Here is a 25,710-nt window from a genome sequence, read left to right as displayed (position 1 = left end):
CGTCGCGTACGGTTCAGAAACGTCGTAAATCGAGTGTCATCGGCAGCTCGTCGTTAATGTCCAGCGTCGGTATGGGCAGTTTTCCAGGCCGGTGTCCAATGCGGAAAAACCGCGCCATCCGCCGACTCTCGGCTTCGTTGGCGTTCACCGGCAGGGTCTCGTAGTTGCGCCCTCCCGGATGGGCAACGTGATACTGACAGCCACCCAGTGAGCGCTGCATCCAGGTATCGAGCAGGTCGAACACCAGCGGCGCATGGACCGGGATCGTCGGTTGCAGGCAATTGGCCGGCTGCCAGGCCCGGAACCGCACGCCCGCCACGAATTCGCCGGTTCGCCCGGTGGGCTGCAAGGGCACCGGCACGCCGTTGCACGTCAGCAGGTAGCGTTGCGGGGGCAGACCGCTGAGCTTGACCTGCAGGCGCTCCAGCGACGAATCCACATAACGCACCGTACCGCCAGCGGCGCCCTCCTCGCCCAGCACATGCCAGGGCTCCAGCGCCTGCCGCAGTTCCAGTTCGATGCCGCTCACAGCGTAGTCGCCGACCTTGGGAAAGCGGAACTCCAGATGCGCGGCAAACCACTCGGCCCGCAGCGGATAACCTGCCGCATTGAGGTCGACGATCACGTCGGCGAAATCCTGCTCGATGAAGTGCGGCAACAGGAACCGATCATGCAGCTCGGTGCCCCAGCGCGCCAGTTTCGGCGGCGCATACGGCTCGCGCCAGAACCGCGCGACCAAAGCCCGCAACAGCAATTGCTGGACCAGGCTCATGCGCGCATGGGGCGGCATCTCGAACGCGCGCAATTCCAGCAGGCCCAGGCGCCCGGTCGCGCCATCCGGGGAATACAGTTTGTCGATACAGAACTCGGCCCGGTGGGTATTGCCGGTCACGTCGATCAGCAGATTGCGCAACAGCCGGTCGACCCGCCACGGCGGGCATTCTTCGCCGCGAGCGGGCATCTGTGCAAAGGCGATTTCCAGCTCGTACAGCGCATCGTTGCGCGCTTCATCGACGCGTGGCGCCTGAGAGGTCGGGCCGATGAACAAGCCGGAAAACAGGTAGGAAAGCGATGGGTGGTTGTGCCAGTAACTGATCAGGCTACGCAGCAGGTCAGGGCGGCGCAGAAATGGTGAGTCAGCCGGAGTCGCTCCGCCCAGTACGAAATGGTTACCGCCACCGGTGCCAGTGTGCCGCCCATCGATCATGAATTTTTCGGTAGTCAGCCGTGTCTGCCGCGCCTGCTCATAGAGAAACTCGGTGCGCTCGACCAGTTCGTCCCAGGTGGCGGAGGGCTGCACGTTGACTTCGATCACCCCAGGGTCGGGGGTGATGCGAAAGTTGCCCAGGCGCGGATCGCCTGGCGGCTCATAACCCTCCAGCAACACCGGACAATGCAGCTCCTGCGCCGTGGCCTCGATGGCGGCGACCAGTTGCAGATAATCCTCGACCCGCTCCAGTGGCGGCATGAACAGGTACAACCGCCCCTCTCGCGCCTCGGCACAGAGCGCGGTGCGTGTCAGCCAGTCCGCGGACTCATCGACCTGCGGCGCCCGGTCCTGCTCGACAGCCGCCATACTCTGGCGTTGCAGTTGCTCGGTGTCCGGCAGCAACGGGAAATCCTGATTTGGGTCCTGTGGATGAATGAACGGATACTCGGCCGCCTTCACCCAGGGTTGCGAACCGAGCGGCAGGCGATAGCCCAGCGGCGAGTCTCCCGGCACCAGCCGGCAATGCTCGTCGCGCAGGTACCAGCGCCCGCTCTGCCACTGATCACCTTTGGCGGTGCGCGCCAGAGGCAGCACCTGGCCGATCACCTTGTCCAGGCCCTGGCTGAATACTTTACGCAGGCGCGCTCGCTCCAGCGGATCGTCCAGTCGCGAATCTTCGGCGCTGACGTTTTGCGGTAAAGCGCCCTCGCGCCACAGGTAATAGAAATTGTCCTCGTAGGCTGGGAACACAAAACGTGCCGGAATTTTCAGACGTTCCGCCACGCTCGCTAGGAAACGCCCCGCCAGTTCGCCATCGGCGCCATAGTCCTGCTGCTCATCGGCGATCAGCGCGCTGTTGTGCCAGATCGGCACCCCGTCGCGCCGCCAGTACGCATTCAGCGACCAGCGCGGCAGCTGCTCGCCGGGGTACCACTTGCCCTGGCCGAAATGCACCAGTCCGTTGGGCGCATAGCGCTTGCGCAGGCGCTGGAACAGTTCGGCAGACAGGCGTCGCTTGTCCGGCCCGAGCGCGGCGGTGTTCCATTCGGCACCGTCCGGGTCGTCGATGGACACGAACGTCGGCTCGCCGCCCATGGTCAGGCGCACGTCGCCTTCCAGCAGGTCGGCGTCGATCTGCCGGCCCAGCGCCTGGATCGCCAGCCACTGTTCATCGGTGTAGGGCTTGGTGACGCGCGGCGCTTCCCAGATCCGCTCCACGGACATTTCATGGGTGAACTCGCACTCACACGGCTCCACCAGGCCACTAATCGGTGCCGCAGAGCCCGGATCGGGGCTGCAAGCCAACGGGATGTGCCCTTCACCGGCAAACAGCCCGGAGGTCGCGTCCAGGCCGATCCAGCCGGCACCGGGCAAGTAGACTTCGCACCAGGCATGCAGGTCGGTGAAATCCACGTCGGTGCCCGACGGACCGTCCAGGCTTTTGACGTCGGCCGTCAGTTGAATCAGGTAGCCGGAGACAAAACGGGCCGCCAGCCCCAGGTTGCGCAACAGTTGCACCAGCAGCCACGCCGAGTCGCGACAGGAACCGCTCGCGTGTTCGAGGGTGTATTCGGGCGTCTGCACGCCCGGCTCCATGCGGATCAGGTAGCCAATGTCCTCGCTCAGGCGCTGATTGAGCGCGACGAGGAAATCCACGCTCGGCAGCGGTGTACGGTCGATGCCGTCCAGATAGGCTTTGAACTTCGGTGTCAGGGGCAGCGTTTCCAGGTACGGCGCCAGCTCCTTGCGTTCGTCTGCGGCGTAGGCAAACGGGATCTTTTCCGCGTAGGGCTCGAGAAAAAAGTCGAACGGGTTGAACACCGCCATTTCCGCCAGCAGGTCGACCTCGATCCGCAGTTCGGTGGTTTTCTCGGGAAACACCAGACGGGCGAGGTAATTGCCCTGGGGATCCTGCTGCCAGTTGATGAAGTGCTGCTCGGGAGAGACTTTCAACGCATAGGACAAAATCCGCGTACGACTGTGGGCAGCCGGACGCAGGCGAACGATCTGCGGGCCGAGTTCGACGGCGCGGTCGTAGCGGTAATGCGTGACGTGGTGCAATGCGACATGAATCGACACGGCGTGCCTCCTGCGAGCCTTGAGCATATTCGAAAGCGCGCAAGACTTATGCCACCCGAGGGCATTGGCGCTTTCTCCCTTTACTGGAGGCAGTACAGCACCAAAATCGGGCGATGCGGGAAATCATCGGGAATCGGTTGCACGTATTTGTGGCGGGCCGTTGCAAACTTGTTGGCGGGAACGGCCTCAGCGCGAGCAGGCTCGCTCCCACAAAAGGCCTGCATTTCAGGGTGCGAGCTAGCCAGCTAGCGATGAGGCCGACAGGCCCAAGCCAGTATCAGCGCCCGCCACAACGCAAAACGCCAACCCGAAGGTTGGCGTTCCGTTCATTTCATCAAGGCCTCAGCGCGGCACGACCGGCTTGCGCGTCGGCTTCTGGCCCTTGCCGCCCTTGGCCGCTTCCTTGCGCTCCTTGGCCGCCTGCTGGTTGCGTGCAAACGCTGCGGCCTTGGCCTGCTCACGCTTGTCCCACGGATTGCCGCCATCACTGGCGCGAGGTGGCAGACCGTTGTGCTGGGTCAGGATCTTGGTGGTCTTCTCACCGGCCACTTTGTGGCTGCCAGCCGGTGTCGAGTTTTTCCGACGGGCGCTCTGGTAGCTGTCGGTCGACGGCTGGTGCAGCGGGATCAACTGGTGCTTGCCCGGTCCGATCAGGTCGCCGCGGCCCATGCGCAGCAGCGCTTCGCGCAGCATCGGCCAACCCTTGGGGTCGTGATAGCGCAAGAACGCCTTGTGCAGGCGACGCTGCTCCTCACTCTTGACGATGGTCACCGCCTCGCTCTTGTACGTCACCTTGCGCAGCGGGTTCTTGCCCGAATGGTACATCGCGGTGGCGCTGGCCATCGGCGACGGGTAGAACGCCTGCACCTGGTCGGCACGGAAACCGTTGCCCTTGAGCCACAGGGCCAGGTTCATCATGTCTTCGTCCGTGGTGCCCGGGTGCGCGGCAATGAAGTAAGGAATCAGGTACTGCTCTTTCCCCGCTTCCTTGGAGTACTTCTCGAACATGCGCTTGAACCGGTCATAGCTGCCGATGCCCGGTTTCATCATCTGGTTGAGCGGCCCTTCCTCGGTGTGTTCCGGGGCGATCTTCAGGTAACCACCGACGTGATGGGTCACCAGCTCCTTGACGTACTCCGGCGACTCGACCGCGAGGTCGTAGCGCAGGCCGGAAGCGATCAGGATCTTCTTCACGCCCGGCAAGGCACGGGCACTGCGGTAGAGCTGGATCAGCGACGAGTGGTCGGTGTTCAGGTTCGGGCAGATGCCGGGGAACACGCACGACGGCTTGCGGCACGCGGATTCGATTTCCGGGCTCTTGCAGGCGATGCGGTACATGTTCGCGGTCGGGCCGCCAAGGTCGGAAATGACCCCGGTGAAACCCGGCACCTTGTCGCGGATCTCTTCGATCTCGCGAATGATCGATTCTTCGGAGCGGTTCTGGATGATCCGCCCTTCGTGCTCGGTGATCGAGCAGAAGGTGCAGCCGCCGAAGCAGCCACGCATGATGTTCACCGAGAAGCGGATCATCTCGTAGGCCGGGATCTTCTCCTTGCCGTACGCCGGGTGCGGAATGCGCGCATAGGGCATGCCGAACACGTAGTCCATTTCTTCAGTGGTCATCGGAATCGGTGGCGGGTTGAACCAGACATCGACCTCGCCATGCTTCTGCACCAGCGCACGAGCGTTACCCGGGTTGGTTTCCAGGTGAAGCACGCGGTTGGCGTGGGCATACAGCACCGCATCGTTACGCACTTTCTCCACCGACGGCAGACGAATCACGGTCTTGTCGCGGGTCATCTTCGGACTGGCCAGGATCTGCACGACCTTGGCTTCCTGTGGATCCTCAACCTGACCTTTCTCTTGTTCGATGGCGCAGGCCTGGGTGTCCTGGGTATTCACGTACGGGTTGATGATCTTGTCGATCTTGCCCGGACGGTCGATGCGCGTGGAGTCGACTTCGTACCAGTCCTTGGGCGTATCGCGACGGATGAACGCCGTGCCGCGCACGTCGGTGATGTCTTCGATCTTGTGGCCATAGGACAGGCGCTGGGCCACTTCGACAATCGCCCGCTCGGCGTTGCCGTACAGCAGGATATCGGCGCAGGCGTCGATCAGGATCGAGTTGCGCACCCGGTCCTGCCAGTAGTCGTAGTGGGCGATGCGGCGCAGGGAGGCCTCGATGCCACCGAGCACGATCGGCACGTGGTTGTAGGCTTCCTTGCAACGCTGGCTGTACACCAGGCTCGCGCGGTCGGGCCGTTTGCCCGCCAGGCCGCCGGCCGTGTAGGCGTCGTCGGAGCGAATTTTCTTGTCGGCGGTGTAGCGGTTGATCATCGAGTCCATGTTGCCGGCCGCGACGCCGAAAAACAGGTTCGGCTCGCCGAGCTTCATGAAGTCGTCTTTGGACTGCCAGTTCGGCTGGGCAATGATCCCGACGCGGAAGCCCTGGGCCTCCAGCAGCCGGCCGATGATCGCCATGCCGAACGACGGATGGTCAACGTAGGCATCGCCGGTCACGATGATGATGTCGCAGGAATCCCAGCCAAGCTGATCCATCTCCTCCCTGCTCATTGGCAGGAATGGCGCTGGACCGAAACATTCGGCCCAGTACTTGGGATAGTCAAATAACGGCTTGGCTGTTTGCATGACGATGACCGGTTTGGCTTACGTGGAATTTCGCGGGCGCGGAATATAGCACAAATTTTGACCAATTCCGACGGCTGTGGTCGGAAATTCCGCACATCCATGTGGGAGCGGGCTTGCTCGCGAAGGGGGTGCGTCAGTCGACATTGATGTTGTCTGGCACAGCACCTTCGCGAGCAAGCCCGCTCCCACGGGTTATTCGTCGTCGTCGAAGTTATAGCTACCCGGCGCCAGATTCTCGAAGCGTGTGTATTTGCCGATGAACGCCAGCCGGATAAAACCGATCGGACCGTTCCGCTGCTTGCCGATGATGATCTCGGCAATGCCCTTGTGCTCGGTTTCCGGGTGATACACCTCGTCGCGGTACACGAACATGATCACGTCGGCGTCCTGCTCGATCGCTCCGGATTCCCGCAAGTCGGAGTTCACCGGGCGCTTGTTCGGTCGTTGTTCGAGGGAGCGGTTGAGCTGGGACAGGGCGACCACCGGGCAGTTGAATTCCTTGGCCAGGGCCTTCAGGGATCGGGAGATCTCGGAAATCTCGTTGGTCCGGTTGTCACCGCTGGAGCCCGGAATCTGCATCAGTTGCAGGTAGTCGATCATGATCAGGCCGACATCGCCATGCTCGCGGACCAGCCGCCGGGTGCGGGCGCGCATTTCCGACGGGCTGATGCCGGCGGTATCGTCGATGAACAGCTTGCGATCATTGAGCAGGTTGACCGCCGAGGTCAGGCGCGGCCAGTCATCGTCATCCAGTTGACCCGAACGAACCTTGGTCTGGTCGATACGTCCCAGGGACGACAACATACGCATGATCAGCGATTCGCCTGGCATCTCCAGCGAGTAAACCAGCACGGCCTTCTCGCTGCGCAGCACGGCGTTTTCCACCAGGTTCATCGCGAAGGTGGTTTTACCCATGGACGGACGGCCGGCGACGATGATCAGGTCGGCCGGCTGCAGGCCGCTGGTCTTGTCGTCGAGGTCGGTGTAGCCCGTGGACAGTCCGGTGATGCCTTCGCCCGTGTTGAACAGGGTGTCGATGCGGTCGATCGCCTTGGTCAGCAAATCGTTGACGCCCACCGGACCGCCGGTCTTGGGTCGCGCCTCGGCGATCTGGAAGATCTGCCGTTCGGCTTCATCGAGAATCTCTTCGGCGGTGCGACCTTCCGGGTTGAAGGCGCTGTCGGCGATTTCGGTGCTGATGCCGATCAGCTGACGCAAGGTCGCGCGCTGGCGAACGATCTGCGCATAAGCCTTGATGTTGGCGACGGACGGCGTGTTCTTCGCCAATTCACCCAGGTATCCGAGGCCGCCGACCTGGGACGTCTGACCTTCCTTGTCCAGTTGCTCGGCAAGGGTCACGACGTCGATTGGCGAGTTCTGGTCGGCCAGCTTGGCAATCGCGCGGAAAATCAGGCGGTGGTCATGTCGATAGAAATCACCGTCGGAGACTTGATCGAGCACGCGCTCCCAGGCGTTGTTGTCCAGCATCAGACCACCGAGTACAGCCTGTTCGGCTTCGATGGAATGCGGCGGCACCTTCAGCGCGGCGGTTTGCAGATCGTATTGCTCGGGAGCGGAGATTTCGTTCATGGTCACTTGGTTTTGTCGGAAAAGCAGGATTGAAAACGGGAGTTCCCAGAAAGACAAAGGGCACGACCTGTAAACAGGATCGTGCCCGATGTTAACCGTCTGACGGACAAGCCGCCAGCCGATCAGGTGTTGCTTAAGCGGCTACCACGACAACGCGTACGGTCGCTTCGACTTCGGCGTGCAGGTGCACGGCTACGTCGTATTCGCCAACCTGGCGAATGGTGCCGTTCGGCAGACGAACTTCGCTTTTTGCCACTTCAACGCCAGAGGCGGTCAGTGCATCAGCGATGTCGTGGGTGCCGATCGAACCGAACAGCTTGCCTTCGTCACCGGCAGTGGCAGTGATGGTCACTTCCAGCTCAGCCAGGTGAGCAGCACGGCTTTCAGCCGATGCCTTACGGTCTGCAGCAGCTTTTTCCAGCTCAGCGCGACGCTCTTCGAACGCAGCCAGGTTGGCAGCGGTCGCAGCGGTGGCTTTGCCAAAAGGCAGCAGGTAGTTACGACCGTAGCCGGCCTTAACCTTTACTTTGTCGCCCAGGTTGCCCAGGTTGGCGATTTTTTCCAGCAGGATCAGTTCCATTTGGTATTAACCTCTTAACTTTTAACCTTCACCGTTCGCGTTATCGGCGTCTTTCGGCGCCAGACGACCGCGAAAATCAATCAGGCTGTCGACGATGGCCAGGACCACCAGCAACGGATAGATCAGCTGCATGAACAGCAACAACGTGACGTACAACCCCACCAGCCAGAACCTGGCAAGTCGCTTTTGCGCCACCAGCCCGTGAATCAGGGCCAGCCCGGCGAACACCAGCGGTACACTGCACAACGGCGTCAACATGGCCATCTGCGGACCGATGTTCGGCCCCAGAAGCATGCACGCCAGCAGTAACATCGCCAGCCCCAGCGGGAACCGGATGGTGCGAAACTCGCGACCAAAACCACCCGGGTTGTACAACAACGCCTGCCAGTAGCGCCCGACAAGCAGGCTCAGCACACTGACGATCTGCAACAAGGCCGCAATCAGGCCGGTCAGGACCGGTGCAATCAGGGACGCAAAATGCGCTTGCTCATCCACCGACAACTTCTGGTAGACATCACCGAGTAGCGACGGCATGACCTTTATCAAGGCCTGCGCCAGCATCTCGATTTGGGGAGCAAAAACTGTCCCCAGCACCACTGCAAACACCACCCCCATCGCTATGCTGACCAGCAGCACGCGGACCCAGGATTCGCTTGCGCGCAAAACCAACGCAAGGCTCGAAGACCCCAGCAGCACCAGAAGTGCCCGTGGGTCGTCGGAATAAAGCCACCAGACCAACGCCGGCAGCAGTCCCAGAGCCAGAACGCCCAGGGCGTCCTGCAATCCGCGCCGCAGGAGCACGAGGCATCCGGCGGCAGCACCCAACCAATACAACAACGGCAATGCAGCACATCCAGCCACTACGAGAGTGGCCTGCACACGGCCGCGCATGATGAACTCAGCTAAGGCACGCATGCTTTCAATCCTTTGCTACGTGTCGACTGCCCGGTCTCAGCGGCCGTGGCTGTCGGTGTAGGCCAGCAGGGCCAGGAAGCGGGCGCGCTTGATAGCGGTGGCCAGCTGACGCTGATAACGAGCTTTGGTACCGGTGATGCGGCTTGGAACGATTTTGCCGGTCTCGGATACGTAGGCTTTCAGAGTGTTGAGATCTTTGTAATCGATCTCCTTCACGTCTTCAGCGGTGAAGCGGCAGAATTTACGACGACGGAAGAAACGTGCCATGTAATAGGCTCCTCAAAAGGTCCGTGGATTACTCGTCAGCGTTATCGCTGTTGTCGCTGTCATCACCGTCAACGCCTTCGGCGTCGGAGTGCTCAGGACGGTCGCGACGCTCACGGCGCTCACTGCGGTTTTCTTCAGCCTTGAGCATCTCGGACTGGCCGGTAACGGCTTCGTCGCGACGGATGACCAGGTTACGGATCACTGCATCGTTGTAACGGAAGTTGTCTTCCAGCTCGGCCAGGGCCTTGCCAGTGCACTCAACGTTCAGCATCACGTAGTGAGCCTTGTGAACATTGTTGATTGCGTAGGCCAGTTGACGACGGCCCCAATCTTCCAGACGGTGGATTTTGCCGCCGTCTTCTTCGATCAGCTTGGTGTAACGCTCAACCATGCCGCCGACTTGCTCGCTTTGATCCGGGTGGACCAAAAAGATGATTTCGTAATGACGCATGAATGCTCCTTACGGGTTGTAGCCTGCCGCTCAAAAGCGATCAGACAAGGAGTGAATGACACTTATGGACTTGCTTGCGGGAGACACATGCGTGCCTGCCGTCACAGCAAGGGGCGCAATTGTAGAGAAGGGACTGAAGAGGTGCAAGGCAATTGGTGATTATTTGAACAATTGCCTCATCACAAAATAACTGTGGGAGCGGGCTTGCTCGCGAATGCGATATGCCAGTCGACGTGACTCTTGACTGACACACCACTTTTCGCGAGCAAGCCCGCTCCCACATTTGGATCGCGTAGGATCAGGCTTTTTTGCCTGCCGCCTTCACGCTACGCTGGCGCTGCGCCTCGAACAGGCAGACGCCGGTCGCCACGGAAACGTTGAGGCTGCTGACGCTGCCGCTCATCGGCAAGTGCACCAGGTAATCGCACAGGTCACGGGTCAAGCGGCGCATGCCGCTGCCTTCCGCCCCCATGATCAGGATGGTCGGGCCGGTCATGTCCTGCTGGTACAGACTCTGTTCCGCCTCACCGGCCGTGCCCACGACCCACAAGCCGCGCTGCTTGAGCTTTTCCAGGCTGCGAGCCAGGTTGGTCACGGCGACCAATGGAATCACTTCCGCCGCGCCGCAGGCGACCTTGCGCACTGTCGGGGTCAGCGTGGCCGACTTGTCCTTCGGCACGATCACCGCCAGCGCACCGGCCGCATCGGCCGAACGCAGGCAAGCGCCAAGGTTGTGCGGGTCGGTCACGCCATCGAGCACCAGCAGCAATGGCGCGCCCTCGGTGCGATCGAGCAGTTCGTCGAGCATCGCTTCACCCCAGACCTGGCTCGGGCTCACCTCGGCCACCACGCCCTGGTGCACGCCTTCGACCCAGGCATCCAGCTCACGTCGCTCGGCATTGCCGACCGGCACACGGTTTTCACCCGCGAGCGCGATCAGGTTTTGCAACCGCGGCTCACTGCGGCCTTCCGCCAGCCAGATCTGCTTGACGCGCTTGGGGTGGTGACGCAGCAAGGCTTCTACGGCATGTACGCCGTAGATTTTTTCCAACTGACTCATGACTTGGCCTTCGGTTTACGCGCCCCGGTGCTTTTGGCAGCTGGAGCGGAACCCGCTTTGGGCGGGCCTTTACGGTGTTTGCTGGGCTTGCCGGCAGGCGCCTTGTCAGGCGCGGAACGCCCGGCCTTGCCACCGGCAGGCGCTTTACCACCGCTTTTCGCCTCGCTCAGCAGCGCCTTCTTCAGCTCCCGGCTTTTGCGCACTTCGGCGTTTTTCGCCGCGGCATCGCTTGAGCGGTAGGCTTCGACAGGCTTTTCCTTGGCGGTACGGCGACCGGTTTTCGCCGCAGCCGGCTCAGCCGTTTTGGCCGAAGATGGCACCGGCGCGGTGGTTTCAGCTCCGCGCTTCTTGCGACCGATCGGCGCGCTGATGGTCTTTTCAGCCATCTCGAAGTCGATCTTGCGCTCGTCCAGGTCGACGCGCATCACACGCACTTCAACGGTATCGCCGAGGCGGAAACTGCGCCCGGTACGCTCACCGGCGAGGCGGTGGTGCACAGGGTCGAAGTGGTAGTAATCGCCAGGCAGCGCCGTGACGTGGACCAGGCCTTCGACGTAGATATCGGTCAGCTCGACGAACAGTCCGAAACCGGTCACGGCGGTGATCACGCCCGGGAACGACTCGCCCACGCGGTCTTTCATGAACTCGCACTTGAGCCAGTTCACCACGTCGCGGGTCGCTTCGTCGGCGCGCCGCTCGCTCATCGAGCACTGCTCGCCAAGCTGCTCCAGCGCCGCCTCGTCGTACGGATAGATGCGCGCCTTCGGAATGGTCATCGCACCGGCACGGCGCACGTGCGGGGTGTTCATCTTCGAGTGGATCACACTGCGGATCGCCCGGTGCGTGAGCAGGTCCGGGTAGCGGCGGATCGGCGAAGTGAAGTGGGTGTAAGCCTCGTAGTTCAGGCCGAAGTGGCCCTGGTTGTCGGAGGTGTACACCGCCTGGCTCAACGAGCGCAGCATGACCGTCTGGATCAGATGGAAATCCGGACGATCCTTGATGCTCGCCAGCAGCGCCTGGTAATCCTTGGGCGACGGGCCATCCTTGCCTTTGTGCAGGGACAGACCCAGCTCACCGAGGAAGGCGCGCAGTTTTTCCAGGCGCTCCGGCGGCGGGCCGTCGTGAACGCGGTACAACGCCGGAATTTCGTGTTTTTTCAGGAATTCGGCGGTGGCCACGTTGGCCGCCAGCATGCATTCCTCGATCAGCTTGTGTGCATCGTTGCGCACGGTCGGGCGGATTTCGGCGATCTTGCGCTCGGAACCGAAGATGATCCGGGTTTCCTGCGTTTCGAAATCGATCGCGCCGCGCACATGACGGGCAGCCAGCAGCACCTTGTACAGCGCATACAGTTGCTTGAGGTGCGGGACGACGTCGGTGTATTCGCCACGCAGCTTGCGCGCTTCGGTGGCTTTCGGCGTCTCGAGCATCGCACTGACCTTGTTGTAGGTCAGGCGTGCGTGGGAGTGAATGACCGCTTCGTAGAAGCAGTAGTCGGTCATTTCGCCGGATTTGGAGATGGTCATCTCGCAGACCATGGCCAGGCGATCGACCAGCGGGTTCAGCGAGCACAGGCCGTTGGACAGTTGCTCGGGCAGCATCGGGATCACGCGCTCGGGGAAGTACACCGAGTTGCCGCGAACCTGGGCTTCGGCGTCCAGCGCCGAACCGAGCTTCACATAACTGGAGACGTCGGCAATCGCCACGTACAGCTTCCAACCGCCGGAGAACAGGCGCAGCTTGCCAGGACGGGCTTCGCAGTAGACCGCATCGTCGAAGTCACGGGCGTCTTCGCCGTCGATGGTGACGAACGGCAGATGGCGCAGGTCAATGCGCTTCTCCTTGTCCTTCTCCTCGACTTCCGGCTTGAGCTTGGCGGCTTCCTTGAGTACCGCATCGGGCCAGACGTGGGGAATATCGTAGGTGCGCAGGGCGACATCGATTTCCATGCCCGGCGCCATGTAGTTGCCCACGACTTCAATCACGTCGCCTTGCGGCTGGAAGCGCGGCGTCGGCCAGTGAGTGATCTTCACTTCGACGAACTGGCCAATATCGGCGTTGGCATTGCGACCCGGAGTCACCAGCACTTCCTGCTGGATTTTCGGATTGTCCGCCACCACGAAGCCGATACCGCCCTCTTCGAAGTAACGGCCCACGATGGTTTCGTGAGCGCGGGACACCACCTCGACGATCATGCCTTCGCGACGACCGCGGCGATCCAGGCCGGACACTCGGGCCAGGGCGCGGTCGCCATCGAACACCAGGCGCATTTGCGCCGGGCTCATGAACAGATCGTCACTGCCGTCGTCCGGGACCAGGAAGCCGAAGCCATCACGGTGGCCGCTGATGCGACCCAGGATCAGGTCGAGCTTGTCCACCGGCGCATAGGTGCCACGACGGGTATAAATGAGTTGGGCATCGCGCTCCATGGCGCGAAGGCGGCGACGCAGGGCCTCGATCTGATCTTCGGTGGTCAGACCGAACTCTTCGACCAACTGCTCGCGGTTAGCAGGCGAACCCCGATCAGCAAGGTGCTGAAGGATCAGTTCGCGGCTGGGAATAGGGTTTTCATATTTTTCCGCTTCACGAGCGGCCTCGGGATCGAGGGACTGCCAATCGGCCATTAGAGAGTTTTCACCTTGTCTATATGCGGGTTAGTTTGGCATAGGCGCAATGAAACGGGAAATTTCGGGCTGCGACAGCCCTTCTAAAGCCCTTTATCGACGCCACAAAGCCGATTTGAATGCCGCCGGTAACATTTTTCAGGTTTTTTTGAGGCCAGGGGTTTACAGTTAAAAAGACGCTCCGTATAGTGCGCGCCATCGACGACGCACTAGCGCTGCCGATGCTGCCCAGATGGTGAAATTGGTAGACACGCCAGCTTCAGGTGCTGGTGACCTTACGGTCGTGGAAGTTCGAGTCTTCTTCTGGGCACCAATTTCGAGCTTGAGATTAGATGAATTTCAGGACTCACACAAAAACCCGCGAAAGCGGGTTTTTGCATTCTAAGCATTTGATTTATTAAAACCAAATCAGGGGTTTACAGATCAAAATGCGCTACGTATAGTGCGCCACATCAACAGCGGCAACGCTGAAGATGAATGCCCAGATGGTGAAATTGGTAGACACGCCAGCTTCAGGTGCTGGTGACCTTACGGTCGTGGAAGTTCGAGTCTTCTTCTGGGCACCAATTTCAGATTCAGGATCACGATCCTGAATCTCACAAAAACCCGCGAAAGCGGGTTTTTGCATTTCTGGCCCCCGAAACACCTCCGCCCCACTGCGGGAGCGAGCCTGCTTCGCGATGCCCCCCCCATAAAACGCAGGCATCGGAACAACCCGCGCCATGGTTGACGACCCTGGCGAGCAATCGCGCGTCGACCCGCCGCTCCAACCGGCAAGCATCACGCCCTACCAAAAGCGTCTCCAGCCCGCAAGGCGCACTTGAGAAACAATATCGTTTATCATTGTTGCAAGTTTTTGCAATGCGACAGTGAGGAACCCTGCGAATGATGTTTCGAAATACCCTGCGCCGCGGCCTGACCATCACCCTGTTCAGCCTGGCACTCGCCACTCACCTCACCCAGGCTGCCGACCCCGTTTCCCTGACACTCTATAACGGCCAACACAAGGAAGTCGGCGACGCCGTCGCCAAGGCCTTCGAGGCCAAGACCGGCATCCACGTCAACGTGCGCAAAGGCAGTAGCAACCAGCTCGCCAGCCAGGTCGTCGAAGAAGGCGATCGTTCGCCTGCCGACGTGATCTACACCGAAGAGTCGCCACCGCTGAACAAACTCGGCGAACAAGGCCTGCTGGCCCAGACCGATGCCACCACCCTCGCCGTCCTGCCCAAGGACTACGTTGCCCAGAACGGCACCTGGATCGGCGTCACCGCTCGGGTACGCGTCGTGGCCTTCAACCCCAAACTGATCGACGAAAAAGACCTGCCCAAGTCAGTCATGGAGTTTTCCGACCCGAAATGGCAAGGCAAGGTCGGTTTCGTGCCCACCAGCGGTGCGTTCCAGGAACAGGCGGTCGCCATCATCAAGGTGCACGGCATGGACGCAGCCGAGGAATGGCTGACCGGCCTGCGTGCCTTCGGCAAGACCTACAGCAACAACATGGTCGCACTCAAGGCCGTGGAAAACGGCGAAGTCGCCACCGTGCTGGTGAACAACTATTACTGGTTCGCCTTGCAGCGCGAAAAAGGACAGCTCGACTCGAAACTGCACTACTTCACCGGCGGCGACGTCGGCGGGCTGATCACCGTATCCAGCGCTGCAGTATTGAAATCCACCAAACACCCAAAGGAAGCCCAGCAATTGCTCGCCTACATGGCCAGTGAAGAAGGCCAGCGCGTGATCACCCAGACCACTGCCGAGTACCCGCTGCACAAGGGCATGGAATCGGACCGTGGCCTCAAGCCTTTCAGTGAACTGCAAGCGCCCAACGTCACCCCTGCGGACCTCGGCAATGCTGAAGAAGCCCTGGACCTGGAACGCGACGTTGGCCTGAACTGATGAGCGCATCGTTATCCGCCCCCGCCGCGCGCGGGGGTTACGTGCCACGGCGCAAGCGGCCGTCGATCTGGCTGCTGCTGCCGGTGTTATTGCTGGTGGTGCTCAGCCTGTTGCCACTGGCGTATGTCGGCCTGAAAACCTGGCAGGCCGGCTGGGCCGAGGCGCTGCATTTGCTGTGGCGCCCCTACGTATTCGGCCTGCTGCGCAACACCTTGGCGCTGATGGTTGGCGTGACGGTTGCCTGCGGTGTCATCGGCCTGTCACTGGCCTGGCTGCTGGAGCGCAGCAATTTACCGGGGCGACGCCTGTGGGGCGTGATCCTGTGCCTGCCATTCGCAGTGCCAGCGTTTGTCAGCAGCTTCACCTGGGTTTCGCTGAGCGCTCACTTCGAAGGCCTGGGCGGAGCCATCCTGGTGATGACGCTGTCCAAGTACCCACTGATCTTTCTGCCGGTCGCGGCAACGCTGCGCAATCTCGATCCCTCCCTGGAAGAGTCGGCGCGCACGCTTGGGCAGAATCGCTGGGGCGTGTTCTTCAAAGTCACCTTGCCGCTGCTGTGGCCGTCACTACTGGCGGGCTCGCTGCTGATTGCGCTGCACATGCTGGTGGAGTTCGGCGCGCTGTCGATCATCGGCCTGCAGACCTTCACCACTGCGATCTACCAGCAATTCGAACTGGAATTCAGCAACGCCAACGCCGCGATGCTGTCGGCGGTGCTGCTGGCGCTGTGCCTGATGCTGCTGTGGCTCGAGCTGCGGGTGCGCGGCAAAGGGCGTCATGTGCGCACCGGCCAGGGCGCAGCGCGGCGCGCGGAGCAGGTTCGCCTGGGCCCCTGGGCGTTCGCGGGACAGCTTTACTGCCTGGCACTGGCAATCATCGGCAGCGGCATTCCGCTGGGAATGCTGGCGTACTGGCTGATGGTAGGCTCTTCGGCGGCGTTTCCGGTGACCGCGATCAGCGAGGCGCTCCTGTCCTCCCTCGCACTGTCCCTGGGTGGCGCCGCACTGTGCCTGGTGCTGGCCGTCCCGGTGGGATTGCTGGTGGTGCGCTACAAAGGCCCACTGGCCATCTGGGCGGAGCGCCTGCCGTATCTGCTGCACGCGCTGCCAGGCCTGGTGATCGCCCTGACACTGGTGTATTTCGCCCTGCATTATGTGCCGGCGCTGTACCAGACCTCGGCATTGCTGTTGATTGCCTATGCGCTGCTGTTTCTACCACTGGCGCAGGCGCCGATCCGCACCGCCCTGAACAAGGCCGCCCCGCAACTGGAAGAAGCCGCTCGCACGCTGGGCGCATCGTCTTTCAGCGCGTTTTGCCGGGTGACCTTGCCAATCATTTTTCCGGCACTGGGAGCGGCGTTTGCGCTGGTGTTCCTGGATGCGATGAAGGAGCTGACGGCCACGCTGCTGCTGAGCCCAACCGGGCTCAACACGCTGGCCACAGAGGTGTGGGCGCATACCGCGAACGTGGAGTTCGCGGCGGCGGCGCCTTATGCGGCGCTGTTGATCGTGGTATCGGGGCTGCCGGTGTACCTGCTGACCACGCGGATGTACCTGGGTCGCTGACAACGCCTTTGTCCGAGCGCCGCCTGGAACCGGCTGACCCCACACAGGATTGCATTCCAGAAGTGGGAGCCAGCCGCCTCGCGAATAGGCAGCTCAGGCGCCGAGATCTCAGGCCCTGAACTGCCCCAGGCTGGCCTTGAGCTGCGCAGCCAGCCCATCCAGCACCTTGCCGCTTTCAGTGGTCTCCACCACCGCCTGTGCGGCTTTTTCCGCCTGGGCGTGAATGGTTTCTACCCGCCCGCGCACCGCTTGGGCACCCTTCGCCTGATGAGCCGCCGCTTGGGTCGCCAGGCCGATAGCCGCATGCACTTGCTCGACCGACGCCTGTACCGATTGCTGCAGGCGTGCACTGTCGCGCAGCACCAGCAGACCTTCGCTGGCCTGGCGCCCGGCCTGGCCAATCGCGGCCACGGCCTCACGCGCGCCCTGCTGCAGGGCAACGATGTGTGCCTGAATGTCGCCGGTGGAGCTCTGGGTCTTGCTCGCCAGCGCCCGCACCTCATCCGCCACCACGGCAAAGCCACGACCGGTCTCACCGGCGCGCGCCGCCTCGATGGCAGCGTTGAGCGCCAGCAGGTTGGTCTGTTCGGCAATCCCGTGAATCACGGTCAGCACCACTTCGATCTGTTCACTCTGCTGCGCCAGTCGCTCGATGACCTTCGCCCCGGTATCGACCTGCTCGGCCAACGCTTCGATCAGGCTGCCGACCTTCGCCGAAGTCCGGGTGTTTTCATCGGTGGCCGAGCGAATGTCCACCACCTGCTGCAAGGCCGCCTGCATGGCATGGCTTTCGGACTGCGCCTCATCGGCCATCTGCGACAACGCGCGCAGGCTCTCGGCCACCTCGTCACGCTGCATGCCGGCCGCCGCATCGGCACCGGCGTTGCGCAAGGTCATGGCGCCAATTTCGACACCGGTTCGCTGAGCGACATCCCCGGCCTCGCGCACGATGGGCTGCAATTTATCCACAAAGCGATTGACCGCCGACGCCATGTCGCCGATCTCGTCCTTGCTGTTGATCTGCACGCGCTTGGTCAGGTCACCCTCGCCCGCCGCCAGATCGTCCATCGCGATAATCAACATTTTCAGGCGCTTGACCACACGACGCCCCAACACCACGGCCAACAGCAGCAACACGCCGCAACCCACCAGCGCCAGGCCCATGCCGATGCGCCAGCGCAGGGTGGCCGCCGCTTCCTGCACGGTGTCGGTGGTGTTGGCTTTCATGTAGGCGGCGGTGGACTGGGCCGAGGCCAGGCGTGCACGCATGGCCGTGGCACTGTCGGCCGCCGCGCCCTTCAGGCTGTCGCCCACCAGTTGATCGCTGTTGGCGATCAACGACTCGAAGCGTTTATCCAGGGCTGCCAGATCGGTCTCCACGGATGCGGTGGAGACGCCCATCAGGACCTTGCCGATTTCCACGCCATTGGGGTTGATCGAGGCTTCCACGTAGTAGACCGACGGATCGTTCTTCGCCGCGTCCAGCACCTTGTCCAACGCACGTTCGCCCTGGCCTTTTTCCAGAAGCGCCTTGTTGATCGGGTTTTCGCGGTTGAGGTAGCGCGTCAGGTGCTGCCCGGTGGCATCGTCATAGACGACGAACAGCACGTTGGGATTGCGCTGGGCCCGACGGGCGAACTCGGACAGGGTCGGCACGTCGTTGTCCCACATCGCACGCGGTGCAACCGAGGCGAGAAGCTGCGCCATATCACCGGCGGAGTCCTTCAGGTCCTTTTCCAGGGTGGCCCGCAGTTGCGCCTGCTCTTCCTCCAGCCGCGAAGACAACCCGGCAGTCAGGCGCTGACGCGTACTGGCGGAAAGGCTGTCCAGACTCGACGTGACTTCGCGCCCCGCCTGCTCGAGCTCGGTGGACAATTTTTGACTGTCGGCGCCCAGGCGCACACCCAAATCGGCTTCCAGTGCAGTGACGGTGCTGCGCGTCAGGGCAACCGCGACCAGCACTTGCACCAAAAGGGCGATACCGAGGGTAACGAACACAGGCCGCAACAGACGGCTTTGTAACAAGGAGAGAACGGCCGACACAGGTAATACCTCTGCTTTTGACGCCATTAAATTGATGGCACGCTACAGCCATGCTTTTTTATGAAAACCGCAGCAAAGGTCATGCCGTCCGGCAGGCAGATACGAAAAAGGGCCCAATAAAGGGCCCTTTTTCTTTTACATCAACGACTTATCAGGCGAACGGGTGACGCAGAACGATGGTCTCGTTGCGATCCGGGCCCGTCGAAATAATGTCGATCGGCGCGCCGACCAGCTCTTCGATGCGCTTGATGTAGTTGCGAGCCGCTTGCGGCAGCTCTTCCAGGGTCTTGGCACCGAGGGTCGACTCGCTCCAGCCTGGCATCTGCTCGTACACCGGCTCCAGGCCAATGTAGCTGTCGGCATCGGTCGGTGCGTCGATTACCGCACCTTCCTGGTTCTTGTAGCCGACACAAATGTTGATGGTTTCCAGGCCGTCCAGTACGTCCAGCTTGGTCAGGCACAGACCCGAGATACTGTTGACGTCGATGGCGCGACGCAGGATGACGGCATCGAACCAGCCGCAACGACGGGCACGACCGGTGGTAGCACCGAATTCGTGGCCACGCTTGGCCAGGAACGCACCCACGTCATCGAACAGCTCGGTCGGGAATGGGCCGGAACCAACGCGAGTGGTGTAGGCCTTGGTGATCCCCAGGATGTAGTCGAGGAACATCGGGCCAACGCCGGAACCGGTGGCAATGCCGCCGGCCGTGGTGTTGGAGCTGGTGACGTACGGATAGGTGCCGTGGTCGATGTCGAGCAGGGAACCCTGGGCGCCTTCGAACATGATGTCCTTGCCAGCGCGACGCAGGTTGTGCAGCTCGGCGGTGACGTCGAGCATCATCGGCTTGAGCAGCTCGGCGTATTCCATGCACTCGTCCAGGGTCTTCTGGAAGTCGATGGCCGGCTCTTTGTAGTAATTGACCAGTACGAAGTTGTGGTAGTCCAGCAACTCGCCCAGCTTGGCGGCGAAACGCTCGCGGTGGAACAGGTCGCCGATACGCAGGCCACGACGGGCAACCTTGTCTTCGTAAGCCGGGCCGATACCGCGACCGGTGGTGCCGATCTTCAGCTCGCCACGGGCTTTTTCACGGGCCTGGTCCAGGGCCACGTGGTAGGACAGGATCAGCGGGCAGGAAGGGCTGATGCGCAGGCGCTCGCGCACCGGTACGCCTTTCTCTTCCAGCTTGTTGATTTCCCGCAGCAGGGCGTCGGGTGCAACCACCACGCCGTTGCCGATCAGGCACTGCACGCCTTCGCGCAGCACGCCCGACGGGATCAGGTGCAAGACGGTTTTTTCGCCATCGATCACCAGGGTGTGACCCGCGTTGTGGCCACCCTGGTAGCGCACTACGGCGGCAGCATGTTCGGTCAGCAGATCAACGATCTTGCCTTTGCCCTCATCACCCCATTGGGTGCCCAGGACTACGACATTCTTACCCATAACACTTGTCCTCATTCGCGCAAACTTGGTGCCGGCGGCGGCCGGCAGGAAAACTCAAGAAGCCAGTGGCGATACTTGCCAAAGCCCGTTCTGCTGAATCAATTGCCGGTCGCAGTCCGCTTCACGGGCGGCGGCCAAAGGCTGGCCAGGCAAGGCCTGGACAACACGCTGACCCTCACTGCGCAACTGGCAAACCTGCTGCCAGAGTGCCGCATCCGTACTGTCAGGCATCCAGATACCGCCAGACGGTAGCTCGATCTCAGCACGCCCCAGGGTCACCAGGGTTTTCAAATCGGTAGAGAAGCCGGTTGCCGGACGGGCGCGACCGAAGTCGGCGCCGATGTCGTCGTAACGACCGCCCTGGGCAATGGACTGGCCAACCCCCGGCACGAATACGGCGAACACCACACCGGTGTGGTAGTGGTAGCCGCGCAACTCGCCCAGGTCGAAGTACAGCGGCAGCTCCGGGAAGCGACTGGACAGACGCTCGGCAATCGCCAGCAAGTCGTCGAGCGCCGCCGTCACCTGCGCCGGCGCTTTGGCCAGGCGCTCGCGAGCGGCCACCAGCACTTCACGGCCACCGCACAGGTCAACCAGGGCCCGCAGCATGTCCGACAGATCCGCCGGCAGCCCCTCGGTCAAGGTAATGACCTCGTCGATGGCTTTACGTTGCAACGCGTCGAACAACTGCTGCTCGACTTCACCGGACAAACCGGCGGCACGGGCCAGGCCACGGTAGATACCGACGTGACCCAGGTCCATGTGCACATCCGGCACATCGGCCAGTTGCAGCATGGCCAGCATCAGGCTGATGACTTCGACGTCACTGCTCGGGCTGGCATCGCCATACAACTCGGCACCCAGCTGGATCGGGCTGCGCGAGGACGACAAGGCACGCGGCTGGGCGTGCAGCACGCTGCCGGCATAGCACAGGCGATTAGGGCCTTCGCGACGCAAGGTATGCGCATCGATGCGCGCCACCTGCGGCGTGATATCCGCCCGGAAACCCATCTGCCGGCCCGATTGCGGGTCGATGACCTTGAAGGTACGCAGATCCAGGTCCTGGCCCGCGCCGGTCAGCAGGGATTCCAGGTACTCGATATGGGGAGTCACGACAAACTCGTAACCCCAGCTCTGGAACAGATCCAACACCTGGCGACGCGCGACTTCTATGCGCGCCGCCTCTGGTGGCAGTACTTCTTCGATGCCATCTGGCAGCAGCCAGCGGTCTACCGTTGCCATTACGCCATTCCCCTATGATCCGGGCGGCAAGCCTTGGGGCGAGCCTTGAGTGAAGCAGAAAATGCCTGGCCCTGCGCAAACCACGCGCATGAGCGACGAAGCGAAAAGCCCGAAACAGGCTTCGCCAAGCACTTTCCTCGTAAAACCAGTCGAGCCAACAGGCCCGGGCTTCTGCACATGAACAGCAATCAAACGTGCAGACGCAAAAAAGCCGGGAATTTCCCGGCTGCCGCATCATACACACGTTTTCCCAAAGGATCACCCCGCCGAAGGTTTTAGCCGCCCGGCGGGGGATGATTCAGGTCAACGTCGTATCAAGGCTTGGCTTTTTCCAGGTAGTGGAAGAAGTCACTGCTTGGGTCGAGAACCATGACGTCGGATTTGTTCGCAAAGCTTTCGCGGTAGGCGCGCAGGCTACGGTAGAACGCGTAGAACTCCTGGTCCTGACCGTAGGCCTTCGAGTAGATCGCAGCGGCCTGGGCATCGCCGTCACCGCGAATCTCTTCGGACTCTCGATAGGCTTCAGCCAGCAGCACGCGGCGTTGACGATCGGCGTCGGCACGGATGCCTTCTGCCAGCTCGTTACCCTTGGCGCGGTGCTCGCGAGCTTCACGCTCACGCTCGGTGCTCATCCGCTCGAACACGCTGCGGTTCACTTCCTTGGGCAGGTCGATGGTCTTGACGCGAACGTCGACCACTTCGATACCCAGTTCCTTTTCCGCCATCTTGTTCAGCGACGAGGTGATGTCGGCCATCAGCGCATCGCGCTCACCCGACACCACTTCGTGCAGGGTGCGCTTACCGAACTGGTCACGCAGGCCCGATTCCAGACGACGGGACAGACGCTCGTCGGCGATCTGCTTGAGGCCGGAAGTCGCGGTATAGAAACGCTCGGCGTCCTTGACCCGCCACTTGGCATAGGCATCGACCATCACGGCTTTCTTTTCCAGGGTCAGGAAGCGCTGCGTCGGTGCATCCAGCGTCATCAGGCGAGCGTCGAATTTACGCACCTGGTTGACGTAAGGCACCTTCACATGCAGGCCTGGCTGGACATCGGTCTGTACCACGCGCCCGAACTGCAGCAACACCGCACGCTCGGTCTGAGCCACGATGTAGAAGCAGTTCCAGGCAGCGATCGCCACGACGACGCCGACAATAAGGGCGATCAGCGATTTATTGCTCATCAGCGACTCTCCCTGGTACGTGCCTGCTGTTGTTGCAGATCAGCTGCGGCACGCGCATTCGCTTCATTGCTGGTAGCTGCCGCACTGTTCGCCGGCACGCTGGTGCTGCGACCACTGCTGTCGATCATCTTGTCGAGCGGCAGGTAGAGCAGATTGTTCTGGCCGTTCTTGTTCCCGGTCACGAGCACCTTGCTGGTGTTGCTGAAGACTTCCTGCATGGTGTCCAGGTACAGACGCTGGCGGGTCACTTCAGGCGCCTTGCGGTACTCGGCAACCAGCTTGGTGAAGCGATCGGCCTCACCCTTGGCACGCGAGACGGTTTCGTCACGGTAACCATTGGCGTCCTCGAGGATGCGCTGGGCCTGACCACGGGCTTCCGGCACGACGCCGTTGGCATAGGTTTCCGCCTGGTTGCGCGAACGCTGCTCGTCTTCACGGGCACGGATCACGTCATCGAAGGCTTCCTGCACTTCACGCGGTGCCGCTGCGCTCTGCACGTTGACCTGGGTAACGGTGATGCCGGTGCGATAGGTATCCATGAAGCGTTGCAGACGCTCCTTGATTTCGCTGGCCATCAATTCACGACCTTCGGTCAGCACCTGGTCCATGGCCGTGGAACCCACCACATGGCGCAAGGCGCTGTCGGTCGCGTGCTGCAGGCTGATTTCCGGCTGATCGACGCTCAGCACGAAGTCCTGCAGGTTGCTGATCTTGTACTGCACGGTCAGCGGCACTTCGACGATGTTCTCGTCTTCGGTGAGCATCTGGCCCTGCTTGGTGTACGCACGCTCACGCGTGACGTTTTCCATGTACTTCTTGTCGATCGGCGGGAAATAGATATTCAGACCCGGGCCGACGGTTTCGTAGTACTTGCCGAAGCGCAGCACCACGGCCTGCTCCTGCTCGTCGACGACATAGACCGCGCTGTACAGCCAAACGGCCGCCAGCACGACCAGACCGATGCCGAGCAGTCCGCCGAAGCCACCACTCCGGCCCGAACCACCGCCGTCATCACCGCGTTTCTTACCACCACCGAACAACCCGTTCAGGCTTTCCTGCAGCTTTCGGAAGGCCTCGTCGAGATCCGGTGGCCCCTTGCGGTCGCCGTTATTGCGGCGCTTGCCACCCCAAGGATCCTGATTATTCGAGTTGCCACCCGGCTCATTCCAAGCCATAGCGCTCTCCATCTGATAAAGCAAAGACGCACCCACGGCGCGCCGACCAATGCTACAGAATGCCTGTCCCTGCGGCACAACCGCTTTCTCAGGCTTTTATTGCAAAGTGTGTTGCTCGATGAAATCCATCGGCTGCATGCCTTCGCGGCTCACCAGTCGATTCAACTCGATTCGTGGCAAACGAACGGCCAGCAGGCAGATGCCTTCTTCGTCATGCTCTTCTTTCTGTACCGCACCGACTTCAAAGAACTGCGCACGCAGTCGAGCAAAACGTTGCGGCAAGCGCAAGGTGCCCACGAACAAATCCTCGCCGAGCAGTTCGGCCACCGCCTGTTTGAGCAGCTCCAGGCCGGTACCGTCCCTGGCCGACAGCCAGACTCGCACCGGCTTGCCGTCGGCGTCGCGCTGGATCTGCGGTTCCACGCCCTCGAGCAAATCGAGTTTGTTGTATACCTCGAGGATCGGCAAGTCCTGCGCCCCGATCTCCCCGAGCACCACCATGACCTGTTCAATCTGGGCCATGCGCTCGGGCTCATGGGCGTCGATCACGTGCAGCAGCAGGTCGGAATTGCTCGACTCCTCGAGCGTAGCCCGAAATGCCTCGACCAGTTTGTGCGGCAGGTGGCGAATGAAGCCCACGGTATCGGCCAGCACGATGGGGCCGAGGTCGTCGAGTTCGAGTCGGCGCAACGTCGGATCGAGGGTGGCGAAGAGCTGGTCAGCGGCAAACACCTCGGAATCGGTCACTGCGTTGAACAGCGTCGATTTGCCGGCGTTGGTATACCCCACCAGTGAAACCGTCGGAATTTCAGCACGTTTGCGCCCGCGACGAGATTGCTCGCGCTGGCTGCGGACCTTTTCCAGGCGCCCCTTGATCTGCCGCAGGCGAACCCGCAACAGGCGCCGGTCGGTTTCCAGCTGGGTTTCACCCGGCCCCCGCAGACCGATACCGCCCTTCTGCCGCTCAAGGTGAGTCCAGCCGCGAACCAGCCGCGTGCTCATGTGCTCAAGCTGGGCCAATTCGACCTGGAGCTTGCCTTCATGGGTACGGGCGCGTTGGGCAAAGATATCGAGAATCAGACCCGTGCGGTCGATCACGCGGCACTCGAAAACACGTTCGAGGTTACGTTCCTGACTGGGCGTGAGGATGTGATTGAAAATAACCAGATCTACCTGCTCGGCTTTGACCAGGTCGCGCAACTCCTCGACCTTGCCGCTGCCAATCAGGTATTTGGCGGTTGGCCGATTGCGCGGCACGTTGAAAAACGCGGCGGTCTCGGCGCCAGCCGATGCTGCCAACTCCTGAAACTCCTGCGGGTCTTCGCGCGCCTCAGGGTCCTGACCATCCAAGTGAACGAGAATGGCTCGCTCCCCACCACCGTGGCGCTCAAAGAACAAAGGAGACTCCTATCAGGCGTTACCTGGCTCAGCGTCACCCGAGTCGGATTCGGTTGCGCTAGGCAGACGAATTGGACGAACCGGCACCACTGTAGAGATCGCGTGCTTGTAAACCATCTGGCTGACGGTGTTTTTCAGCAGGATGACGAACTGGTCGAAAGACTCGATCGTGCCTTGCAGTTTGATCCCGTTGACCAGGTAGATGGACACCCCAACTTTCTCTTTACGTAAAGTATTCAAGTAAGGGTCTTGTAGCGAATGCCCTTTTGACATGTGCCGCACTCCTTTAAGGATTCAATATAAAAAATAGGTAAACAGTTGGCTTGTGACCGTCACAC

The 25,710-nt window shown here is 61.5% G+C and carries 18 protein-coding genes and 2 tRNA genes; 4 read left to right on the top strand and 16 right to left on the bottom strand.

Annotated features, from left to right (window positions below):
* Window positions 1-13 precede the first annotated feature (13 nt).
* The 9 genes from ACM6IM_RS20225 to rnr form a co-directional block, all read right to left on the bottom strand.
* A complete protein-coding gene (locus ACM6IM_RS20225; RefSeq protein WP_414866119.1) occupies window positions 14-3,289 on the bottom strand; it encodes a DUF2126 domain-containing protein in 3,276 nt (1,091 codons plus the stop codon).
* Window positions 3,290-3,631: 342 nt separating this feature from the next.
* Window positions 3,632-5,938, bottom strand: a complete 2,307-nt coding sequence (locus ACM6IM_RS20220; protein WP_201193665.1) for a YgiQ family radical SAM protein — start codon at window positions 5,936-5,938, stop codon at window positions 3,632-3,634.
* 192 nt (window positions 5,939-6,130) lie between these two features.
* A complete protein-coding gene (dnaB, locus tag ACM6IM_RS20215; RefSeq protein ID WP_414866118.1) occupies window positions 6,131-7,528 on the bottom strand; it encodes a replicative DNA helicase in 1,398 nt (465 codons plus the stop codon).
* A gap of 133 nt (window positions 7,529-7,661) precedes the next feature.
* On the bottom strand, window positions 7,662-8,108 hold the full coding sequence (rplI, locus tag ACM6IM_RS20210; RefSeq protein WP_175375463.1) for a 50S ribosomal protein L9: 447 nt from the start codon (window positions 8,106-8,108) through the stop codon (window positions 7,662-7,664).
* Between the two features lie 21 nt (window positions 8,109-8,129).
* Complete coding sequence (locus tag ACM6IM_RS20205; RefSeq protein ID WP_414866117.1) at window positions 8,130-9,023, bottom strand: hypothetical protein; 894 nt, start codon at window positions 9,021-9,023, stop codon at window positions 8,130-8,132.
* 36 nt (window positions 9,024-9,059) lie between these two features.
* Entirely contained in the window at window positions 9,060-9,290 is a 231-nt protein-coding gene (gene rpsR, locus ACM6IM_RS20200) for a 30S ribosomal protein S18 (RefSeq protein ID WP_002551829.1), read from the bottom strand.
* A gap of 28 nt (window positions 9,291-9,318) precedes the next feature.
* Window positions 9,319-9,741 carry a 30S ribosomal protein S6 gene (gene rpsF, locus ACM6IM_RS20195; protein WP_037015709.1) on the bottom strand — a complete coding sequence of 141 codons (423 nt, stop codon included), beginning with the start codon at window positions 9,739-9,741 and terminating at the stop codon, window positions 9,319-9,321.
* 298 nt (window positions 9,742-10,039) lie between these two features.
* Entirely contained in the window at window positions 10,040-10,801 is a 762-nt protein-coding gene (gene rlmB / locus ACM6IM_RS20190; RefSeq protein WP_201193669.1) for a 23S rRNA (guanosine(2251)-2'-O)-methyltransferase RlmB, read from the bottom strand.
* Window positions 10,798-13,425 carry a ribonuclease R gene (rnr, locus tag ACM6IM_RS20185; RefSeq protein ID WP_201193671.1) on the bottom strand — a complete coding sequence of 876 codons (2,628 nt, stop codon included), beginning with the start codon at window positions 13,423-13,425 and terminating at the stop codon, window positions 10,798-10,800. The genes rlmB and rnr overlap by 4 nt, the downstream gene beginning before the upstream one ends.
* 226 nt (window positions 13,426-13,651) lie before the next feature.
* Between rnr and ACM6IM_RS20180 the strand changes: the two genes are divergently transcribed.
* The 4 genes from ACM6IM_RS20180 to ACM6IM_RS20165 all read left to right on the top strand — a co-directional run bounded on the left by ACM6IM_RS20180 (window position 13,652) and on the right by ACM6IM_RS20165 (window position 16,886).
* Window positions 13,652-13,738: transfer RNA gene (locus tag ACM6IM_RS20180), tRNA-Leu, on the top strand.
* A 166-nt stretch (window positions 13,739-13,904) separates the two neighbouring features.
* Window positions 13,905-13,991 (top strand) — tRNA-Leu (locus ACM6IM_RS20175).
* Window positions 13,992-14,310: 319 nt separating this feature from the next.
* A complete protein-coding gene (locus ACM6IM_RS20170; protein ID WP_414866116.1) occupies window positions 14,311-15,321 on the top strand; it encodes an extracellular solute-binding protein in 1,011 nt (336 codons plus the stop codon).
* Window positions 15,321-16,886, top strand: a complete 1,566-nt coding sequence (locus tag ACM6IM_RS20165; RefSeq protein ID WP_414866115.1) for an ABC transporter permease — start codon at window positions 15,321-15,323, stop codon at window positions 16,884-16,886. The genes ACM6IM_RS20170 and ACM6IM_RS20165 overlap by 1 nt, the downstream gene beginning before the upstream one ends.
* A 108-nt stretch (window positions 16,887-16,994) precedes the next feature.
* On the opposite strand, the gene ACM6IM_RS20160 is transcribed toward ACM6IM_RS20165, so the two are convergent.
* The 7 genes from ACM6IM_RS20160 to hfq all read right to left on the bottom strand — a co-directional run bounded on the left by ACM6IM_RS20160 (window position 16,995) and on the right by hfq (window position 25,645).
* A complete protein-coding gene (locus ACM6IM_RS20160; protein WP_414866114.1) occupies window positions 16,995-18,929 on the bottom strand; it encodes a methyl-accepting chemotaxis protein in 1,935 nt (644 codons plus the stop codon).
* A 151-nt stretch (window positions 18,930-19,080) separates the two neighbouring features.
* Window positions 19,081-20,373: an adenylosuccinate synthase gene (locus ACM6IM_RS20155; RefSeq protein WP_192307712.1), complete on the bottom strand. Its 1,293-nt coding sequence runs from the start codon at window positions 20,371-20,373 to the stop codon at window positions 19,081-19,083.
* 54 nt (window positions 20,374-20,427) lie between these two features.
* Window positions 20,428-21,615, bottom strand: coding sequence for an ATP phosphoribosyltransferase regulatory subunit (locus ACM6IM_RS20150; RefSeq protein ID WP_192307711.1), 1,188 nt, complete (start codon window positions 21,613-21,615; stop codon window positions 20,428-20,430).
* Window positions 21,616-21,929: 314 nt separating this feature from the next.
* Complete coding sequence (gene hflC, locus ACM6IM_RS20145) at window positions 21,930-22,799, bottom strand: protease modulator HflC (RefSeq protein WP_192307710.1); 870 nt, start codon at window positions 22,797-22,799, stop codon at window positions 21,930-21,932.
* Complete coding sequence (gene hflK, locus ACM6IM_RS20140) at window positions 22,799-23,974, bottom strand: FtsH protease activity modulator HflK (protein WP_192307709.1); 1,176 nt, start codon at window positions 23,972-23,974, stop codon at window positions 22,799-22,801. Before hflK ends, hflC begins: the two co-directional genes overlap by 1 nt.
* 96 nt (window positions 23,975-24,070) lie before the next feature.
* Window positions 24,071-25,372 (bottom strand): ribosome rescue GTPase HflX, encoded by a 1,302-nt coding sequence (hflX, locus tag ACM6IM_RS20135; protein ID WP_192307708.1) that lies wholly within the window; start codon window positions 25,370-25,372, stop codon window positions 24,071-24,073.
* A gap of 12 nt (window positions 25,373-25,384) precedes the next feature.
* On the bottom strand, window positions 25,385-25,645 hold the full coding sequence (gene hfq, locus ACM6IM_RS20130; RefSeq protein ID WP_192307707.1) for an RNA chaperone Hfq: 261 nt from the start codon (window positions 25,643-25,645) through the stop codon (window positions 25,385-25,387).
* Window positions 25,646-25,710: the final 65 nt, after the last annotated feature.

The sequence above is a fragment of the Pseudomonas sp. IT-P12 genome, assembly GCF_949767465.1.
Classification (GTDB): Bacteria; Pseudomonadota; Gammaproteobacteria; order Pseudomonadales; family Pseudomonadaceae; genus Aquipseudomonas.
Note: the sequence above shows the minus strand (reverse complement) of the source record. Positions and strands in the feature narration are given on the sequence as shown.

Bases quoted from the DNA above. Each gene is read 5' to 3' on its own strand.
- ACM6IM_RS20220 (WP_201193665.1), bottom strand. From the start codon at position 5,938: ATGCAAACAGCCAAGCCGTTATTTGACTATCCCAAGTACTGGGCCGAA.
- dnaB (WP_414866118.1), bottom strand. From the start codon at position 7,528: ATGAACGAAATCTCCGCTCCCGAGCAATACGATCTGCAAACCGCCGCG.
- rplI (WP_175375463.1), bottom strand. From the start codon at position 8,108: ATGGAACTGATCCTGCTGGAAAAAATCGCCAACCTGGGCAACCTGGGC.
- ACM6IM_RS20205 (WP_414866117.1), bottom strand. From the start codon at position 9,023: ATGCGTGCCTTAGCTGAGTTCATCATGCGCGGCCGTGTGCAGGCCACT.
- rpsR (WP_002551829.1), bottom strand. From the start codon at position 9,290: ATGGCACGTTTCTTCCGTCGTCGTAAATTCTGCCGCTTCACCGCTGAA.
- rpsF (WP_037015709.1), bottom strand. From the start codon at position 9,741: ATGCGTCATTACGAAATCATCTTTTTGGTCCACCCGGATCAAAGCGAG.
- rlmB (WP_201193669.1), bottom strand. From the start codon at position 10,801: ATGAGTCAGTTGGAAAAAATCTACGGCGTACATGCCGTAGAAGCCTTG.
- rnr (WP_201193671.1), bottom strand. From the start codon at position 13,425: ATGGCCGATTGGCAGTCCCTCGATCCCGAGGCCGCTCGTGAAGCGGAA.
- ACM6IM_RS20170 (WP_414866116.1), top strand. From the start codon at position 14,311: ATGATGTTTCGAAATACCCTGCGCCGCGGCCTGACCATCACCCTGTTC.
- ACM6IM_RS20165 (WP_414866115.1), top strand. From the start codon at position 15,321: ATGAGCGCATCGTTATCCGCCCCCGCCGCGCGCGGGGGTTACGTGCCA.
- ACM6IM_RS20155 (WP_192307712.1), bottom strand. From the start codon at position 20,373: ATGGGTAAGAATGTCGTAGTCCTGGGCACCCAATGGGGTGATGAGGGC.
- ACM6IM_RS20150 (WP_192307711.1), bottom strand. From the start codon at position 21,615: ATGGCAACGGTAGACCGCTGGCTGCTGCCAGATGGCATCGAAGAAGTA.
- hflC (WP_192307710.1), bottom strand. From the start codon at position 22,799: ATGAGCAATAAATCGCTGATCGCCCTTATTGTCGGCGTCGTCGTGGCG.
- hflK (WP_192307709.1), bottom strand. From the start codon at position 23,974: ATGGCTTGGAATGAGCCGGGTGGCAACTCGAATAATCAGGATCCTTGG.
- hfq (WP_192307707.1), bottom strand. From the start codon at position 25,645: ATGTCAAAAGGGCATTCGCTACAAGACCCTTACTTGAATACTTTACGT.